Source organism: Oxalobacteraceae sp. CFBP 8761 (assembly GCA_014841595.1).
Lineage (GTDB): Bacteria > Pseudomonadota > Gammaproteobacteria > Burkholderiales > Burkholderiaceae_D > Telluria.
On sequence record JACYUE010000005.1, the window covers coordinates 77,963 to 96,083 of the forward strand.

The window sequence follows — 18,121 nt, forward strand, 5'->3', positions numbered from 1 at the left end:
TTTCCTGCGAGACACCCACGCTGCCCCGCCGGATTGCATTGCGTTGCAACATCGATATCTTGTATACAAATTTCATCACCTCGACAACACTGAAAAAAAGCGCGATGTTAGCGCTAACGAATTGAGGAGATACGATGTCGGCAAGCAGCACATCCCCCGCCCTGCGCTGGGTTGTCATGGGGGTCAGCGGATCGGGCAAGAGCACGGTGGGGGCCTTGCTGGCCGCCCATGACGGCGTCCCGTTCCTCGAAGGCGATGCCTATCATCCGCCCGCCAACGTCAGCAAGATGAGCGCCGGCATCCCGCTCGACGACGATGACCGCGCCGGCTGGCTCGCCAGCCTGGCCGGCGAAATCCGCACCGCGCGTGAACAGGGTCATGGCCTGGTGCTGTCCTGCTCATCGCTGAAACGACGCTACCGCGACCTGTTGCGCGACGCCGATCCGGCGCTGCGCTTCATCCACCTGGCCGGCCCGCGCGAGCTGATCGCCAAGCGCATGACAAGCCGCCCCGGCCACTACATGCCGCCGTCGCTGCTCGAGAGCCAGCTGCGGATCCTCGAGCCGCTGCAGCTAGATGAAGCCGGCCTGACCCTCGACATCACGCTGGCGCCGCAGGCGCTGGTCGAACGCATCACGGCCAGCGCCTGACCATCAGCGCAGCCTTTACCCATTTGCCAGCAGGCGCAGCCACCCACCCATAGAGGCGGCGCGCTTTCAACCAACGAGCATCGAGGAGACAACCATCATGCGCACACCCGTTCAACGCACTCTCATCAGCCTGGCCGTGGCCAGCGCCTGCTGGATGGTCGGCGCCGCCGCCCATGCCCAGCAGGCGCAAACCGAGCCTGCCATCGACACCACACCCGAGGCGACCGCGCCGGAGGCCACGCCGGCAGCGGCAGAACCGGCCTCCACGTCCGTGGTGCGCATCTCGGGCTCGCGCATCGCAGCCCGTGGCTTCTCGCAGCCGACGCCCACCACCAGCCTGAGCGCCGCCGACCTCGAAAAGGCGGCCAAGCCGAACCTGTTCAACACGCTGACCGAACTGCCGGCGCTGCAGGGCAGCACGGGCCGCACGACCAGCACCAACAGCACCAGCAGCGGCATCCAGGGCCTGAGCTCCCTGAGCCTGCGCGGCCTGGGCACGATCCGGACCCTGACGCTGCTGGACGGCCAGCGCGTCGTCGGCGCCAACGTCACGGGCGTGACCGATGTAAGCCAGTTCCCGCAACTGCTGGTCAAGCGCGTCGACGTGGTCACCGGTGGCGCCTCGGCGTCGTACGGCTCGGACGCCGTGGGCGGCGTGGTCAACTTCGTCACCGATAAAACCTTCACCGGCTTCAAGTCGAACGTCCAGCTGGGCCAGACCAAATACGACGACGACCGCGGCGCCACCGTGCAGGCAGCCTGGGGCCGGGCGTTCCTCGACAACCGCCTGCACGTGACGGCCAGCGGCGAGTTCACGAAAGAAAACGGGATCGAATCGCCCGGCATCGGCGGCGTGGGGCCGAACGGCCGCACCTGGTATCAGAACCCGGCCTATTCGGTGCGCCCGCTGAACCAGACCGGCGACGGCTTGCCGCAATATCGTGTGATCTCGAACGCGCAGCAGTACCAGTATTCGAAATATGGCCTGATCACGAACGGCCCGCTGCAGGGCACCGCATTCGGCGACGGCGGCGTGCCGTACCAGTTCCAGTATGGCTCCAACGGCCGGCCGACCGGCACGGGCGCGGTCACCAATTGCGTCAATCCTTTCTGCATCGGCGGCGACTTGAGCGGCAGCGTGGGCTCGGGCACCAATCTGGCGATGAATTTCAAGCGCCAGGTGGCCTACACCCGCGTTTCGTACGACCTCGATGCGGACAACCAGGTCTACTTCACTGCCAACTACGGCCAGGTCGCCTCGCGCTTCTCGCCCAACCCGGGCGCGGCCAAGAACGCCAACCTGACCATCCAGTGTTCGAACCCGTTCCTGCCGGCCTCGATCCTGGCCGCCTGCGCGCAGAACAACATCACGAGCTTCCAGTACGGCACGGCCAACGCGATCTTCCCCGAAAACATCGACGTGCAGCCAACCCGCACCCAGCGCCGCTTCGTCATCGGCGCCGAAGGCCGCTTCGACCTGTTCGGCAAGTCGTGGGCGTACGATGCGTATGTCACGCATGGCGAGAACAAGACCAATCTCGACGCCAACAACATGACGATCAACCGCCGCTACAACGCCGCGATCGACGCCGTGCGGGCGCCGAACGGGCAGATCGTCTGCCGCAATCCGGTGGCTGCCGCATCGGGCTGCGTGCCGCTCAATATCATCGGCAACAACGCCGTCGATCCGGCCGCCTGGGCCTATATCGCACCGGAAAACGGCCCGCGCCAGCGCACCACGCAAAGCCAGGACGTCGGCAGCTTCAACGTCAATGGTGAATTGTTCGACGGCTGGGCCGGCCCGGTCTCGGTGGCCACGGGCGCCGAATACCGGCGCGAGAAGTACCGCGTGCGCGGCGACGCCTACGGCAACGGCGTCACGCCCGCTTCGCCGAACAACGCCATGTATCCGGTCGACCCGCTGCTCGACACCACGGTCGGCAACAACTGGTATGCCGGTAACTTCCACAATGGCGACGGCAGCTACAACGTCCGTGAAGCCTACGTGGAGCTGAACATCCCGCTGCTGAAATCGGCCACCTGGGGCGAAGCGAACCTGAACCTGGCCGACCGCGAAACCAAGTACAGCACCGCCGGCAGCGTGGGCAGCTGGAAGATGGGCGCGACCTGGCAAACGCCGATCGACGGCCTGCGCCTGCGCGGCGTGACGTCGAAGGACGTGCGCGCACCGAACCTGAGCGAGCTGTATGCCGCGCCGGTCGTCGTCAACAACGTGGTGCAGTACCAGGGCAACACGATCAGCGTGCAGGAGCGCACCGTCGGCAACACGGCGCTGCGGCCCGAGATCGCGCGCAACAACTCGTTCGGCATCGTCCTGAGCCAGCCGACGTGGGCGCCCGGCTTCTCGGTGTCGCTCGACTACTTCGACATCAAGGTCAAGGGCGTGATTGCCGCGCTGACGATCCAGCAGGAAGTCGACCTGTGCGTGGCCGGCAACCAGGAAATCTGTGCGGCGATGGTGCTCAACAGCCCGGGCAACAACTACGTCACGCTGCAGAACTTCAACCTGGCTTCGCTGCAGACCAAGGGCTTCGATATCGAGACCTCGTACAGAACAGGACTCGAACGAGTGAACCTGCCGGGGCGCTTCACGTTCCGCGCGCTGGGCACGCGCAACCTGCACTTCATCACCGATACGGGCGTGGTCGGCACGATCCCGGTGGACGCAGCCGGCTCGAACATGAGCAACACGCCGAAGTGGAAGGTACTGGCGCAGCAAACCTGGGAGCACGACAAGCTCAGTCTGACGCTGACCGAACGCTGGGTCAGCGACGGCACCTACCGCAACGACTTCATCGAGTGCCAGACCGGTTGCCCGGTGTCGACGCTGATTCACCCGACCATCTACAACAACCGGATGAAGGGCGCGACCTACTTCGACCTTGGCGGCAGCTACAACGTGTCCAAGCAGTTGCAGCTGTACTTCAAGATCGACAACCTGGCCGACAAGGATCCGGAACCGGCGCCGCAGACCAATGCCAGCTACGGCATCAACCCGGCGCTGTATGACGTGGTCGGGCGCACGTACCGGGCCGGCCTGCGCTACGGCTTCTGACCGGCCGCCTGCATGCTCGATATCGTCTCGGTACTGCTGGCGGTGGGCCTGCTCACGCTGCTGATCGCGTGGGGCAAGGTCCAGCCCCTGCTGGCCTTCGTGGCGGCGTCGCTGCTGGCGGCGCTGCTGCTGGGGGTGCCGCTGGCGCGCATCCCCGGCGCCATCGAAAAAGGCATCGGCGACCTGCTTGGCTCCCTGGTGGTGATCATCTGCCTGGGCGCCGTGTTCGGCAAACTGATCGCCGACAGTGGCGCGGCGCGCCGCATCGCCACTTGCCTGGTCGATGCGCTGGGGCCGCGCCGCCTGCCGATCGCCTTGACGATCACCGGCTTCGTGGTCGGCATCCCGCTGTACTACAACGTCGGCTTCGTGCTGCTGGTACCGCTGATCTTCTCGCTCGTCTACAGCTCGGGACGGCCGGCCGTGGCGCTCGCAATCCCGCTGCTGGCGGGCCTGTCGATCGCGCACGGCTTCCTGCCGCCGCACCCGTCGCCGGTGGCGCTGGTGGCCGCGATCCACGCCGACATGGGCACCACGCTGCTGTACGGGATCCTGGTGGCGGTGCCGACGTTGATCATCGCCGGCCCGGTGTTCGCCATGACGCTCACGCGCATCCAGGCCAAACCGGCCGCCATCTTCCAGGAGAGCCAGCAGGCGCCGATTGCGCAGCTGCCCGGCGCGTTCAACAGCTTCGCCACCGCGCTGCTGCCGGTGCTGCTGCTGGGCGCGACGACGCTGCTGACGATGGCGCGGCCTGACCTCAATGGCGTGCTGGCGTTCTTTGCCAATCCGCTGGTCGTGATGCTCGTGTCGTATGTCGTGGCGATCGTCTCGCTCGGCCTGGCACAGGGCCGCTCGTTTGTCACCGTGATGCAGGGCCCGGCCGAAGCGATGCGCGAGATCGCGCCGATCCTCCTGATCATCGCCGGTGCCGGCGCGCTCAAGCAGGTGCTGGTCGAATCGGGCGTCAGCGCCGATCTCGGCGCGCTGCTCTCGGGCTTGCCGGTGTCTCCGCTGGTACTGGGCTGGCTGGTGGCGACCGTGATCCGCATCTGCCTGGGCTCGGCCACCGTGGCCGGCGTGACGGCCGGCGGCATCGTCGCGCCGCTCGTCCAGAGTTCGGGCGTCGACCCGAACCTGATGGTGCTGGCGATCGGCGCCGGGAGCCTGATGTGCAGCCACGTCAACGACTCCGGTTTCTGGATGTTCAAGGAATATTTTGGCCTGTCGCTGCAGGACACGTTCCGCTCCTGGACGCTGATGGAAACACTGGTCGGTGTCTTCGGCCTGCTGTTCGTCCTGCTGCTGTCCCAACTTCTATCGCTGTGATCCGTTTCAAGGAAACCACCATGATGACAAGGCTGTTTGTACTGTCGCGCGCCCTCGCGTTTTTGCTATTCTTCTCCGCCACCGCATCCGCCGCGTCGCTGTCGGCCTACCCCGCCATGCCGGTCGATCCGCGCGCGATCGTCGTGCGCGCCACCGGCGACGGGATCACCGACGACAGCGCCGCGCTGCAGGCGGCGATCAACAGCGCAGCCAACGGCGGCCAGGGCGGCGTGGTGTTCCTGCCGTCCGGACGCTATCGCGTCACGCGCTCGATCCTGATTCCGCTGGCGGTGCGCGTGTATGGCGTCGGGCCGACACGCCCCGTGTTCGTGCTGGCTGAGAACACGCCCGGTTTCCAGAAAGGCGTCGCGAACATGGTGATTTTCACCGGCGGCGACCAGTACAGCGTGGGCAAGGTGCCGATGCCGGTGCCGAGCGCCGTGCCGTTCAGTGCTGAAGATGGCAAGGCGGTGCGCAACGCCAATTCGTCAACCTTCTATTCGGCGCTGTCGAACGTCGACTTCGAGATCAAGGACGGCAACCCGGCGGCCGCTGCCGTGCGCATGCACACGGCGCAGCACTCGAACCTGAGCCACATCGATTTCCATATCGGCTCAGGTCTGGCAGGTGTTTACCAGGTAGGCAACGTGGCCTACAACCTGCGCTTTCACGGTGGCCGCTACGGCATCCTGAGCGAGAAGACCTCGCCCGCCTGGCAATTCACGCTGCTCGATTCGACCTTCGATGGCCAACGCGATGCCGCGATTCGCGAGCATGAAGCGAGCCTCACGCTGGTCAATGTCGACATCCGCAATACGCCGGTGGGCGTGGAGATCAACCGCGGCTATGGCGACTGGTTGTGGGGCAAGGACGTGCGCTTCGAGAACGTCAGCCGCGCTGCGCTCATCGTCAGCAATGAGAACAATGTGTACACGCAGGTCGGCATGGAAAACGCCAGCGCGCGCAACGTGCCGACGTTCGTACGCTTTCGCGACAGTGGCAAGACGCTGGCCGGCAAGGGCCGCGACTACCTCGTGAAAGAATTCAACTACGGCCTGTTCATCCGGCAGATGGGCGAGCCGGGCCAGTTCTCGACCAACTACAAGACGGCGGCGCTGCCGGCCAATGCGGCGCCCGCACGCGCACTGCGCGCACTGCCAGCGTCGAACGACTGGGCCAATGTGCTGGACTTTGGCGCGAAGGGCGACGGCAGCACCGACGATACGGCGGCGCTCCAGAAAGCCATCGACAGCAAGCGCACGGTGTACCTGCCGCTGGGCTTTTACGTCGTCAACGACACGATCCGCATGAAGCCGGACACGGTGCTCATCGCGCTGCATCCGGGCCTGACGCAACTCGTGATTCCGAATGGTTCGCCGCAGTACCAGGGCATCGGCAGCCCGAAGGCACTGTTAGAGAGCGCACGTGGCGGCGACGGCATCGTCTCGGGTCTGGGCCTGGCCACCGGCGAAGTCAACAACCGGGCCGTGGCGCTGCTGTGGCGCGCGGGTGAGCAGTCGCTGGTGGACGACGTGCGCATCCAGGGCGGCCATGGCACGCGCCTGTACGACGGCAGCCGCGCCGACCCCTACAAGAAGGACGCCAGATTCGACACGACTGCGCACTGGGACCGCCAGTATCCGAGCGTCTGGGTGACCGACGGCGGCGGCGGCACGTTCTCGGGCATCTGGTCGCCCAGCGGCTATGCGCAGGCCGGCTTCTACGTCACCAACACCGCGACGCCCGGCAAGGTCTACGAGCTCTCGGCCGAGCACCACATCCGCGCCGAGATCGTGCTGGACAAGGTGCAGAACTGGGAATTTCTGGCGCCGCAGACCGAGGAAGAAGTGCGCGACGGCGCCGACGCGGTGTCGGTCGAGATCCGCAACTCGAAGAACATCCTGTTTGCCAACTACCACGGCTACCGCGTGACGCGTTCATACAAGCCAATGCCGGCCGCGATCCTGGTCACCAATTCCAGCGACATCCGTTTTCGCAACGTGCACGTGAACGGCGAGAGCGGCTTTGCCAGCTGCGATGACGCCGGCTGCGCCACCTATCTGCGCGCCAGCAAGTTCGCCTACGAGAACGCGATCCGCGACGTGACCAACAAGCTCGATGTGCGCGAGCGCGAATTCGCCGTGTTCGACTACAGCGGCGCGCAGCGCAAGGCGCCTGCACCGCTGGGCAAGGTCGACAAGCTCGAAAGCGGCTTCTATTCGATCGCCGGCGGCGTTGTCGATGCAGAGGGCAAGCTGTACTTCGTCGACCGTCACTGGAAGCGCATCTTCAGCTGGACCAAGGATGAAGGCCTGGTCGTGGTGCGCGACGCGCCGCTCGATCCGGTCAACCTGGCGATCGACAACAGCGGCAACCTGATAGTGCTGTCGTCCTACGGCCCGCAGGCGAGCGTGTATGCGTTCGATCCGCGCAAGCCCGGCCTGGACATGACGATGATCCAGCCAACGCCCGTGGCGGCGGCCCGCAACAGTGGGCGCATCGCGGTGCCCGTCAACTTCTGGCAGAACGGCGAATTCAAGGACCAGCTCAATCCGGATACCTACGAGTTCACGACGCTCGCGGAGATGTTCGCGCGCGACGTGGCGCTCCCGAAAGCCAACCAATACGTCTCGCCCGACGGCAGCCTGGCACTGCCAGCCTATCGCGTGCTGCGCCAGGGCGCGGCGGACCACCTGGGCTGGCGCTGGGCGGACTCGCTGCAGACGCACGGTTTTGTTACCGCACCAATCGGCGGACGCGTTGTGTTCACCAACGGCTCGGAAAACCGCACCTTCAGCGGCGTGGTGGGCGCCGGCGGCGGGATCACCGACCTCAAGCTCGTGGCCAACCGCGGCGGTGAAGGCGCGGCAGTCGCGCCAAATGGTGACGTGTATGTGGCCAACGGTCAGGTCTTCATCTACGGCAAGGACGGCAAGCAAAAGGGGCGCATCGACGTGCCGGAGCGCCCGCTGCAACTGCTGTTTGGCGGCGCAAACAAACGCACGCTGTTTATCCTGACCCACCATGCGCTGTACGCAACGCAGATCAATTGAGGACACCACGATGAAACGCATCACCAGGGCGCTGGGCGCAGCGCTGCTGCTGGCAGCGGCAGCGGACGGCATGGCCGAGGACCAGTTCAAGTTGCTGGTACTGGCCATGCCCGGCAAATACCACTACGAGTACATCCCGATCGCGCGCGACAGCCTGGAGCGCATGGCCAGGCTGCACGCGTTCGAACTCACCTACACCAACAAGCCGCAGGTGTTCGAGGGCGACCTGACGCAGTACGCGGCCGTGATGTTCCTGAACACGCCGGGCGAAGAGCTGAACGCGGCGCAGCGCGCCAAGTTCGAGGCGTACATGCGCGGCGGGGGCAACGCGATCGTCGTGCACCGCGCGGCGATCACGCCGCCCAACGACTGGGTCTGGTACGAAAAGATGGTGGGCCGCTCGGTCGGCCCACACCCGAAACTGCAGACCGGCGTGGTCACGGTCGTCGACCAGAACTTCCCCGCCACCTTCGGCCTGCCTGCGCGCTGGATCTGGAGCGACGAGTTCTACGTCACGACCAATCCGTATCAGGTGAAGATCGACACGGTGCTGAGCGTGGACGAGTCAAGCTACGACACGACGAAGATCTGGCCGGGACAAACCGTCAAGGGCATGGGCAAAGACCACCCGATCGCCTGGCACCACCGGTACGAACAGGGGCGCGTGTTCGTTACCACGCTGGGCCACAACGGCGAGATGTACCGCGATCCGCAGTACCTGAATCATCTGCTGGGCGGGATTTACTGGAGCGCGACCGGGTTGGGGCAGAAGCGCTGATCACGCGGGCAAACCGAGCTCGCTTTTCGTGGTGCGGTAATGAACGTTGAACGCGTGGATAGCATAGCCATCCACGCGTTCAAACCAACCTCGCTTGGCGGCGCAACAACGAACGTCGGACATGTGCCCGATCATGGCGCTCACGTGCGCTTGCGCAGACGCTTCCACCCCAACACCAGCCCGGTCGACGTCAACGCAGCCCCCAGCGTGCACAGGACAATCACGGCCACATCCCACACCGGTCGGCGGCGCAGGAACGCGAAATCCATCTGGTGCATGCCGTTGAACAGCCAGCGGTTCCAGCGCGTATCGCGGTCGACGAAACCGGCCACGCGCCCGTGGACCGCGTCGATATAGAAGACCGGTGCATCGGGTAACGCGAAGCGTGTGCGCAGCACCGGGAACGTGGCTTCGCGATGGTGGCCGTAGTAATAGTCGTCGGCGTCGCTCAGCATCGTCGTCGTCATCGCCACGCCGGGCCGGATGGCCTGCGCGCTGCGCAGCAGCAGCGCTTGCGGCAGCACGCTGGACACGGCGCCATCCTGCGCGCGCAGCAGCGTGCGGACGGTGCGCCCCAGGGCGCTCAGGTACAGCGTGCCGCCCACGCGGCGCCATTCCAGTTCGAGCGTGCCGGGATGCGCACGCAGCAATGCGGCTGCATCGATCGCCAGGTCATCGCTGCCCAGCGCCCCGCCTGCGAACGCGAGGCGATCCTGCGCGGTCGCGCCCGGGTCGGATGGAAAGCCGAACGGGCCGACCGACAGCCAGCCGCTGAACAGCCAGGTGATGACGAGCACACCGCCGCTCAGGCCCAGCCAGTGGTGCCAGCCCTGCCAGCCTTTGTACGGCGACATGCGCCCGCCCGCGTAACGGCGTTGCACGCGTAGCCGCTGGATGCCCAGCACCATGCCGGTCACGGCCAGCAGCAGCGCCACGCCGGACGTCGACATCACGGCCAGGCGCCATGCTTCGTTGTGCTTGCGCAGCGGCGTCACGTAGATCCAGTGGACGACGGCGCCGACCCAGTTCCAGGCGCGCTCGCTGCGTATCGTGTCGCGCACCAGTTCGCCGGTGCGGCTCGAGACATACACCACGCTGCCAACGTCATCGTCGGCCGTGACGCGCAGCAGTGGCTGGTGCACGCGCACCGCGCCAAACGTCCACTGGTCCACGTCGATGGCTTCGAACGACAGCGCGCGCGCATCCGGCGCCGCGCTGCGCGCACTGCTCGAGGCTACCTGCTCGTCGACCACGAGCGCTGCGCCGTTGTCGGCCCACACCGAGTTCCAGGTGCCGTCATGGCCAAAATGCCAGGCCGGGCGGCCCGCGACCGTATTCAGGCGCACCGCATCGGGCATGCCCTGCAATGCCGTCTCGCGCCACGCCGCATCCGCGCTCACCTGGACGCGTGCCGGATCGAGCGGCGCAAGCCACGTCCGCCGCTCGGCCTCAGTGAGCTCGGGATACGGGACATACATCATCACGATGCCCGAGCCAAACCACAGCAGCACAAGCAAGCCGATACCGATCCCAAGCCAGCGATGCCACAGGTGCAGCTGGCGCTTCATCGAAGCCATCGCAATCCCGATCAGTAGCGCCAGTGGACCGTCAGCTCGGCATGCCGCTCGTCACCCAGCAGCGACTGGCTTGGACCGTAGCCGGTGATCGCATACAGGCGGTCGGTCAGGTTGCGCAGATTGAGCTGCACCTGCACGTTGCGGTTCACGGTCCAGCCGATCGTCGCGTCGAGTGTCGTGTACGCCGGCAGCGTCTGCGTATTGGCGTTGCTGATGAAGCGCTCGCCCACGTAACGCAGGCCAGCGCTCGTGCGCCAGCCTGCGGCGCGGTACGTCAGCCACAGGTTGGATGACAGCTTCGGCACATCGGCAGGCCGGTTGCCGGCGCGCGAGATGCTGCTTCCCGCTGCGCCCGCCTCAAGCAGCGCATCGAATTCGGCCTTCGTGTACGCCAGATTGCCCTCGATCCGCCAGGCCTGCGCCACGCGCACACTGGCGCTGACTTCCGCACCCTGCGACGTTTGCGAACCGCCCTGCCTGGAGATGGCAGCGTTGTCCGGGTCGCGCGTGATGATGTCATCCTTCTCGATGCGGTACAGCGCCGCGGTCCATTCGGCCACGCCGCCATCCAGCACCCCCTTGACGCCCGCCTCGACCTGGCGCGCGTCGGTGAGCTTGAAGCGGCTGTTGGCCAGGTTCATCGACAGGAGGCTCGTGACCGGGTCGCTGCCGGTGCTGAACTGGCCGTACAGCGACGTGGACGGATCCAGCTTCCAGCTTGCGCCCAGACGCACGGCGGTCGAGCGCAGCGTCGCGTTGTGATTGCCGCTTGCAGTCCGCAAGTCCTGATAATCGACCCGGTAGCGGTCATGGCGCGCACCGGCCGTGAGCAGAAGGCGCTCGTTCACGCGGTACGCGTCTTCCACGTAGAACGCGTGCGTCAGCGTGTCGGTGGCGAAGTTCGGTACGAACGCATCGGTCGCGTCGCTGAAGCTGCCCGGAGCGAAGCCGGTCGGCGCCACGGTCGACGCGCCGCCGTACGGCGCATTGTTCGTGTGCCGGAAGTTGATCGTCGAGACTTCCCAGCCTGCGACGATCTGGTTCGCGCCGTGCTGGTAACGCGCCTCCAGGCGATTTGCGGTCTGCTCCTGATTGTGGCGGATGCCGATGTAGTCGCTGCGATCGACCACATTGCGCACCGGGTCATAGGAGTACGATTCGATATTGCGCCAGTCGCGGCGCGCCTTGAAGTACGCCAGCTCGTTGCTGATGGCAAGGTTCGGAGCCGCCTGCCAGTCCAGACGCGCAACGGCCTTGTCGTCGACGTAGCGCAGCACGGCGTCGCCGGCGTTGTAGTTCTCGTCGCGCAGCGCTTTGGCCAGGCCACCGTTCACCAGCGGCGTACCGAAGTAGCGTACCGGTTCCTGCTCGGCGTGATCGAGTTGCGCCGACAGCGTCACACCTGGCGCCAGCGTCGTGGTCATGCTGGTCAGGATCTTGCCGTGGCGCGCTTCGCCGCGCTCGATGAAGCCGTCGCTGCGACCGGCATAGGCATCGATGCGGAATGCGCCCTGCTCGCCCAGCGCGCCGGTGGCGCCCACGCCCGCGCGCAGCGCCTGGCCACCGCCAACGCCGCCCATGACTTCAAGCGACGCTTCACGGCGCGGGGCCTTGCGCACGGCATTGATGATGGCGCCGGTCGTGCCGCTGCCATGCACCACCGACCCCGGGCCGCGCAGCACCTCGATGGTCTCGTAACCCCATGGATCGGACGGATAGGTGGCCGTGCCGGAACCGACCAGCAGGCGCTGGCCGTTTTCCAGCAGCGCGACCGAGTTGTTGCCATTGAAGCCGCGCGCCGAATAGCTGATGCCATTACCGGGCGAACTGCTGTCGGTCAGGCCGGTGGTGCGCGTTACGGCGTCCTTGACCGACAGGTCGCCGCGCGCCGCGATCGTCGCGGCGCTGAGGGTCTCGGCACTGGCCGGCAGGTCGAGCGTGCTGATATCCAGGCGGCTGCCGGTGCTGTTGGCACGGTCGAGCGCCAGGCCGTCGTCGCCCGCACCGGCGTGGATGGTGACGGTGGGGACGGCCTGGGCGAAGGCGCCGGTGGCGCACAGCAGGCCGATGGTGGCCGGCAGCGCGCGCAACAAGGTTGTTTTCATCATCTGCTTTATTTTTTTGCGGGGGGTTCCGTGGGCTCGATCAGCACCAGCTTGCCGGTCTTTGGATCGCGATAGACTTCGCCGACGCGGTCGTAACCGCTGCCGTCCTGCGTCACGCCGCTGGCGGGGCGCTCGATCTGCCGGCCTTTCTCGACCGGTTGCGGCGGTTTGATCGCCCCTTGCGAACCGGCGATTGCCGCGATCAGGCCGCAGGCAAAGACCAGCATCACGTCGACCAGATTGACCAGGCTCGCGCGCGGGTCTTCGTCGCTCTGGTCGAAGCGCGCGTCGAGATGGCGATACAGGCGCAGACGGCCACGTGCCGGGGCGCTCATGCCAGCGGCTCCATCGCGTCGAGCGTCTCTTCGTACCAGCGGCGGCGCAGCTTGCCGATCACCAGGCCGGCGATACCGGCAACGAGGCCCAGCACGGTCGCATCGAAGGCGACTGTCACGGCGCTGGCCAGCTTGGCCGGATCGCCTTCACCCAGCGCGGCCAGGCCAGGCCCGAGCGGAATGATCGTGGCCATCAGGCCGAGCATCGGCGGGATGCGCGCCAGCAGGTCGGCGCGCTCCAGGCGGTGACGGGCCAGCTTCTGCACATGCTCGACGTTGCCGGCTGCGCGCAGCCGGGCCAGCCCGTGAAAGCGCTCGCCGACGGCGATGCCCGATTCGACCAGCGCAATGGCGCAGCCGGCCAGCAGCGCCACCAGCGAAGGCGTGAGCAGCCAGCTGACGGCATCGTGCAGCCAGGCATAGGACAAGTGATCGATCATGAGGTACTCCTTACAGGTTGAGGGATGCTGCGGCCGCGCCACAGGCCGAGCGCAAACAGGGCAAAGCAGGCGGCGAGAATGATCAGGACCTGCACGATGCGCAGGCCAGGGAGCGGCGCGGGTTCGGGTGGTTGGTTGAGTTCATAGGCGCGCATGGCTGGCGGGGCCGCCGGTGCGGGAGCAGCAGGCGCCTGGCCCTGCTGCGCGTCAGTGCGTGGCGGCGCTTGCTGAGTCGCCGCCGCTGCCGGGGCGCCAGCAGGCGCCGGAACCGCAAGCGCCGGCAGCATCTCGCCGCGCGCCTTTGCCAGCGTGACGCCAAGCTGCTGCGCGTCACCGCGATCGAGTTGCGGCGCCAGCCAGCCCCACATCGGGTGATCGGGCGACGTGTGGCCGCTGCCAGGCAAGCCGTTGGCCGCCACCAGGCGCGCCAGCTCACCACCCATCGTGCGGATCGTTTCCGGGTCGGTCTTCCAGAAGCCTTTTTCGGCCGCCACCATGAACACGGCCAGCATGTGCGCCTTGACGTGCGCGTTGTGGCGCTGGCCCAGAAATTCGGGCAGTCCGAGCTTGTGCGCATCGTCGAAGTAGACGGCCTTGACTTCGTCCCAGGCCCAGTTCTTCACGAGGTCCGGCCGTGTGACCTGCCAGCCCCACAGGTTCTCGATGAATTCCTGGCCCATCGTGCGTGCGCCCGAGTAGCCGTTGTCCATCAATGGGCGCAGCCACGCGGGGTTCAAAAAGCGCCCGCGCAATTCGCCCAGCAGCGCAGTGGCCAGCGGCTCGACATCGGCCTGGCCCGGTCGTCCGTGCTGCAGGATCAATGCGTCCGGCACGCGGCCGGTGCGCGTCTCGACGGCCAGCGACAGGCCGCCCAGGTAGTCGAAGGCGTCATTGTTGTCGAGCAGGCCGTACAGATTGCTGGCGCGGCCGTGGTAGGTGCGGTGGATGCCGTCCAGCGCCACGTCGAACGCGCGGTGCTGCGCGTCGCCATCGGCATCCAGGCCGTATGCGTGCCCCATGCGGTTGCGGTAAGCGCGGCCGATTTCCTCGCGCTCGCGCCAGGCGCCCGAGCGTTCGGTCAGGCGGTTCACGCCCGTGCCGTACGCGCCCGGTGCATCGCCGAACACGCGCAGCGCGGCGCCCTGCCCCGCTTCGATGGTCGATGCACCGCCGGCAACCAGCGCGCGCTGGCGCACCAGCCATTCGCGCGCGACCCGGTTATCCTGCACGGCCTCAAGGCCCCAGGCGACGCCCTGGAGCGGCGCCAGAGCGGCTTGCAAGGCTTCGCGCAGGGTCGGGTCCTGGCGCGCCATCGTCTCGGCGGATGCCGCCAGCGCCAGCCGGCCGGCCCGGTCGATCAGGCGAATCAGGTTCGGGTACAGGTCGCGGAACAGCCCGGACGTGGTCACCAGCGCATCGCGCCGCACGGCGCCCGGCACCAGGCGCACATCGGTGACGATGCCGCGCGCATTCCAGACCGGTTCGGCGCCCATCATGGCCAGCGCGAAGCCGACCATCACGCCTTCATCGCGCACGGCGTCCGACGCCCACAGGATGATGCCTTCGCTGCCCCGCTCCCGCGCGGCGTCACCCTTGCTGCGTGCCATCGCCTTGGCCGCCATCTTTTGCGCCAGCCCGAAACCCAGGCGCGTGGGCAGGATGTCGCCATCGACCGCGTGGAAGTTGCGGCCCGTCGGCAGCGCCTCGGGCGAGCGCAGAGGATCGTTACCCTTGCCCGGCTCGATGTAGCGGCCATCCAGGCCAGCCAGCAAACCCGCCATTTCGCGTCGCGGCGAGTCGCGCAGCTTGTCGGCGATGGACGGATCATCGATGCCGCTCTTGGTCATCGAATCGAGCATCAGGTCGAGGGACTTCTGGTCCCACGGCCGGCCAAACACGTGCAGGCCGAACGGCATGAATTTTTCTTGCAGCTTGGTCAGGTAGTGGCCAACCTCGTGCGCCAGCAAATCGTCGTCGGCAGCGTCGAAGCCGATGCCGCGCACTTCGAGCACGTCGGACATCGACGCTTCGAGTTCGGCGCGCAGGTTCAGCGCCACGACGCGCTCGCGCATCAGTTGCGCGGCCTGCGTCTTGAGTGACTCGGACGACGCAGCTTCGAAACTCTCGACGATCTGGCGCAGCGACAGCAGCTCGTCGTACAGCGGCGTCGTCGCCAGCGGGGGCGTCAGGTGGTCGACGATGATCGCCAGGCCGCGGCGCTTGGCCTGCGTGCCCTCGCCCACGCCATCAACGATGTACGGGTAGATGCCCGGCAGGTCGCCCGCGATCAGGCTGGGATAATCGTCGCTCGACAGGCCCACGGCTTTACCGGGCAGGAATTCAAAGGTCGAGTGGCGCCCCACGTGCACGACGGCGTCAGCCTTGAAGCGGTCGCGTATCCAGTGGTAGAAGGCCAGGTACTGGTGCGGCGGCGTGATGCTGGTATTCGCGTGCAGCAGTTCTTCATCGACTTCCCAGCCGCGCGGCGGCTGCGGGCCAATAAACACATTGCCGAACCTAAGGCCCGGCACCAGCAGCTTGCCGCTGTCGACCATTACCTTGCCCGGCGCCGGGCCCCAGCCGCGCATGCCTTCGATGCCGTAGCCGATCAGGCGCCGGTACAGTGGCGCGAGCGCCTTGCACGGACTGGGTTTACTGTCATCGAGACAGGCGCGGTAGCCGTCTTCGAGCGCATTCAGGTCGCGCGTGGCCTGCACGCGCTGTGGATGGTCGACACCCTCGACCAGGTGCAGCAATTCCTTGATGATCGTCTCGGCCTGCTTGCGGCCCGGCGCACGCTCGCCCTGCGCTTCGGCGTCCAGCACGTCGGCATGCAGGCGGCCCAGCATGCCGTCCTTCATTTCGCCCTGCACGCGCGGTGCAAGCGTCGCGAACCAGCGCGCATAGTCGGCGGCGCTGACGCTATTGACGGTGGCGCTCATTTCGCGCAGCGCGGCGCGGTCTTCGGGCAGGTTCACACCGTGCGCCATGATCATGTCGAGCAGCGCTTCGGGCGTGGCCGGCAGATCGCCGACCGTGTAGCCAGCCGCCTTTAGTGCATGCAGCATGTCGAACAGCGACGCCGGCACGTTCAGGTTGTCGGCGCCGATATTCTGGCGGCCCGGCGGGTGGTTGTAATAGACCATCGCGATGCGCTTGTCGGCATTGCGCTTGGCACGCAGCGCCAGCCAGCGGCTCACGCGCGCCGTCATGCGATCGACTTCGGCCGGCAGCAGCACCGGCGGGCGGTTCTCGATGCCGGTCAGGCGGTCGCGCTGCGACTGGCCCAGCGCCGCCACCACCATCGGCTGACCGATGCCCTGCAGTTCGGGCAGCGCGACGCGGTACTGCACCGAATCCGGCGGCAGCCCATCGGGCGAAAGCTGCCACTGAATGGCAGTGCGGTCCGACAGGCGGATCGCCTTGAACACGGGGATATCGAGGCGTTTGAAGGCTTCGCTGACGACTTCGCGCCCTTCGGCGGCGCCGACGACGAAGTCCTGCAGCACCACCAGCGCTGCAGGCTTCGCTGGCGCGATCAGCTCCGGCAGGCGCACCAGCGCTTCGCGCGAAGCGCCGCCCCAGCGCGTGAGCAGCTGCACGCAGGCCTGGCCCTGTTCTTCGATGCGGCGGCACAGCGCGGCCGGCACCATGCCATCCATGTTCGCCAGGTCGAGCACGACGACGGTCGGGCGGTCCTTCAGGCCGAGTTTTGCGGCGTTGCCCCAGGCGGCAGCATCCTGCAGCTCGTTCTGGCCGACGCGCAGGCGCAGTGTTGGCTCGGGCAGCGGGGCGCCGAGCGCTGTCGATGGATGCAGCAGGTGGGCGATGAGAGCCGTGGTGTTGTCCACGCCGCCCGCTTGCCAGACGCGCCGCGCCGCGAGCCAGTGGCGCGCGGCGGGATTGGCCTCTGCCGCCTGCAGCGCGGCGGGCGCCGGCGCTTCGGCCGCCAGTTCGCGCAGCAGCTCGGGCGCGAAGCCGGCCAGGCTGCCTTGCGCCGCGCGCGTCATCAGGTTCAGGCTTGCTTCGCCATTGAAGGCCAGCACCGCGGTGCCTGGCTTGGCGTGGCGCGCCAGCGCATCCTTCATGCGGCGCGCCGGATCGCCGAACAGCGACACCGCCAGCACCGTGTCGGCGCCGGCGATCCATTGGCCCACCTCGCGTTCACTCGCGGCCATCAACTGGGCCGGCGTGCGTAACTGAATCCGGTCGCGCGGGTGGCTGGCCAGGTGGCGGTGGGCGGCCTCGATCGCGCCCGGCGCGGCGCGCTCGGTGACCACGGCAAACATGGTGGCGGCGTGGCTGTGGGCGCAGGCAAGCAGGGACGCGAGCAGAAGCACCAGCGCAGTACAGGCGCGGGCAAGCGAAGCAGTGTTCATGTGAACGTCGACCTTTCAGCTGCGCGCCAGGGCGCGCATGACAACGGGCAGACGTCTTCCTTCCACGCTGGACGCAGCAAGCCATGCGCACGCGCGCACGAACGCTGACGCGACCGCGATGGCAACAAAAAAGGAACGACGAACTACCAACAGGCACGCCCACACCCCGGGACGTACGCGATGCATCGTGACTGGCCGGTCTTCTGGCTTGCCGTCATCCTTCCCGGGTCCTGCCTTCCCGTGCACGGGGCACAGTGGCGTTCGACGAGGGTCGTCAGGCATACAGCAGCGGGGGCTGCGCCGGACTGGCGTGCGATGGATTCGCACACGTCACCGGCTTCCCGTTTCACCTTCCTGCAGACGAGCAGGACGGCACCATTCACTTGATTGGGCGCGATT

At 66.9% G+C, this 18,121-nt stretch carries 10 protein-coding genes and 1 riboswitch; of the genes, 5 read left to right on the forward strand and 5 right to left on the reverse strand.

Annotated features, from left to right (window positions below):
- The first annotated feature begins 176 nt into the window (after nucleotides 1-176).
- The 5 genes from IFU00_21510 (at nucleotide 177) to IFU00_21530 (ending at nucleotide 8,886) form a co-directional block, all read left to right on the forward strand.
- Nucleotides 177-650: a gluconokinase gene (locus tag IFU00_21510; GenBank protein ID MBD8544859.1), complete on the forward strand. Its 474-nt coding sequence runs from the start codon at nucleotides 177-179 to the stop codon at nucleotides 648-650.
- Between the two features lie 97 nt (nucleotides 651-747).
- Nucleotides 748-3,726: a TonB-dependent receptor gene (locus IFU00_21515; protein MBD8544860.1), complete on the forward strand. Its 2,979-nt coding sequence runs from the start codon at nucleotides 748-750 to the stop codon at nucleotides 3,724-3,726.
- A 12-nt stretch (nucleotides 3,727-3,738) separates the two neighbouring features.
- Entirely contained in the window at nucleotides 3,739-5,055 is a 1,317-nt protein-coding gene (locus IFU00_21520; GenBank protein MBD8544861.1) for a gluconate transporter, read from the forward strand.
- 20 nt (nucleotides 5,056-5,075) lie between these two features.
- Nucleotides 5,076-8,108 (forward strand): SMP-30/gluconolactonase/LRE family protein, encoded by a 3,033-nt coding sequence (locus IFU00_21525; GenBank protein ID MBD8544862.1) that lies wholly within the window; start codon nucleotides 5,076-5,078, stop codon nucleotides 8,106-8,108.
- A gap of 10 nt (nucleotides 8,109-8,118) precedes the next feature.
- Entirely contained in the window at nucleotides 8,119-8,886 is a 768-nt protein-coding gene (locus IFU00_21530; GenBank protein MBD8544863.1) for a ThuA domain-containing protein, read from the forward strand.
- A gap of 140 nt (nucleotides 8,887-9,026) precedes the next feature.
- Here the strand turns inward: IFU00_21530 and IFU00_21535 are convergent, their stop codons facing one another.
- Genes IFU00_21535 through IFU00_21555 form a run of 5 tightly spaced genes read right to left on the reverse strand, consistent with a single transcriptional unit; the run spans nucleotide 9,027 to nucleotide 17,722 of the window.
- The gene (locus IFU00_21535) at nucleotides 9,027-10,463 is read right to left on the reverse strand and encodes a PepSY domain-containing protein (GenBank protein MBD8544864.1); all 1,437 of its coding nucleotides are present in this window, start codon (nucleotides 10,461-10,463) and stop codon (nucleotides 9,027-9,029) included.
- Between the two features lie 11 nt (nucleotides 10,464-10,474).
- On the reverse strand, nucleotides 10,475-12,568 hold the full coding sequence (locus IFU00_21540; protein ID MBD8544865.1) for a TonB-dependent siderophore receptor: 2,094 nt from the start codon (nucleotides 12,566-12,568) through the stop codon (nucleotides 10,475-10,477).
- An 8-nt stretch (nucleotides 12,569-12,576) separates the two neighbouring features.
- On the reverse strand, nucleotides 12,577-12,903 hold the full coding sequence (locus IFU00_21545; protein MBD8544866.1) for a DUF2149 domain-containing protein: 327 nt from the start codon (nucleotides 12,901-12,903) through the stop codon (nucleotides 12,577-12,579).
- Nucleotides 12,900-13,343, reverse strand: coding sequence for a MotA/TolQ/ExbB proton channel family protein (locus tag IFU00_21550; protein MBD8544867.1), 444 nt, complete (start codon nucleotides 13,341-13,343; stop codon nucleotides 12,900-12,902). The genes IFU00_21545 and IFU00_21550 overlap by 4 nt, the downstream gene beginning before the upstream one ends.
- Complete coding sequence (locus IFU00_21555; protein MBD8544868.1) at nucleotides 13,340-17,722, reverse strand: cobaltochelatase subunit CobN; 4,383 nt, start codon at nucleotides 17,720-17,722, stop codon at nucleotides 13,340-13,342. The genes IFU00_21550 and IFU00_21555 overlap by 4 nt, the downstream gene beginning before the upstream one ends.
- A 175-nt stretch (nucleotides 17,723-17,897) precedes the next feature.
- Nucleotides 17,898-18,117: riboswitch (cobalamin riboswitch) on the reverse strand.
- Between the last annotated feature and the right edge of the window lie 4 nt (nucleotides 18,118-18,121).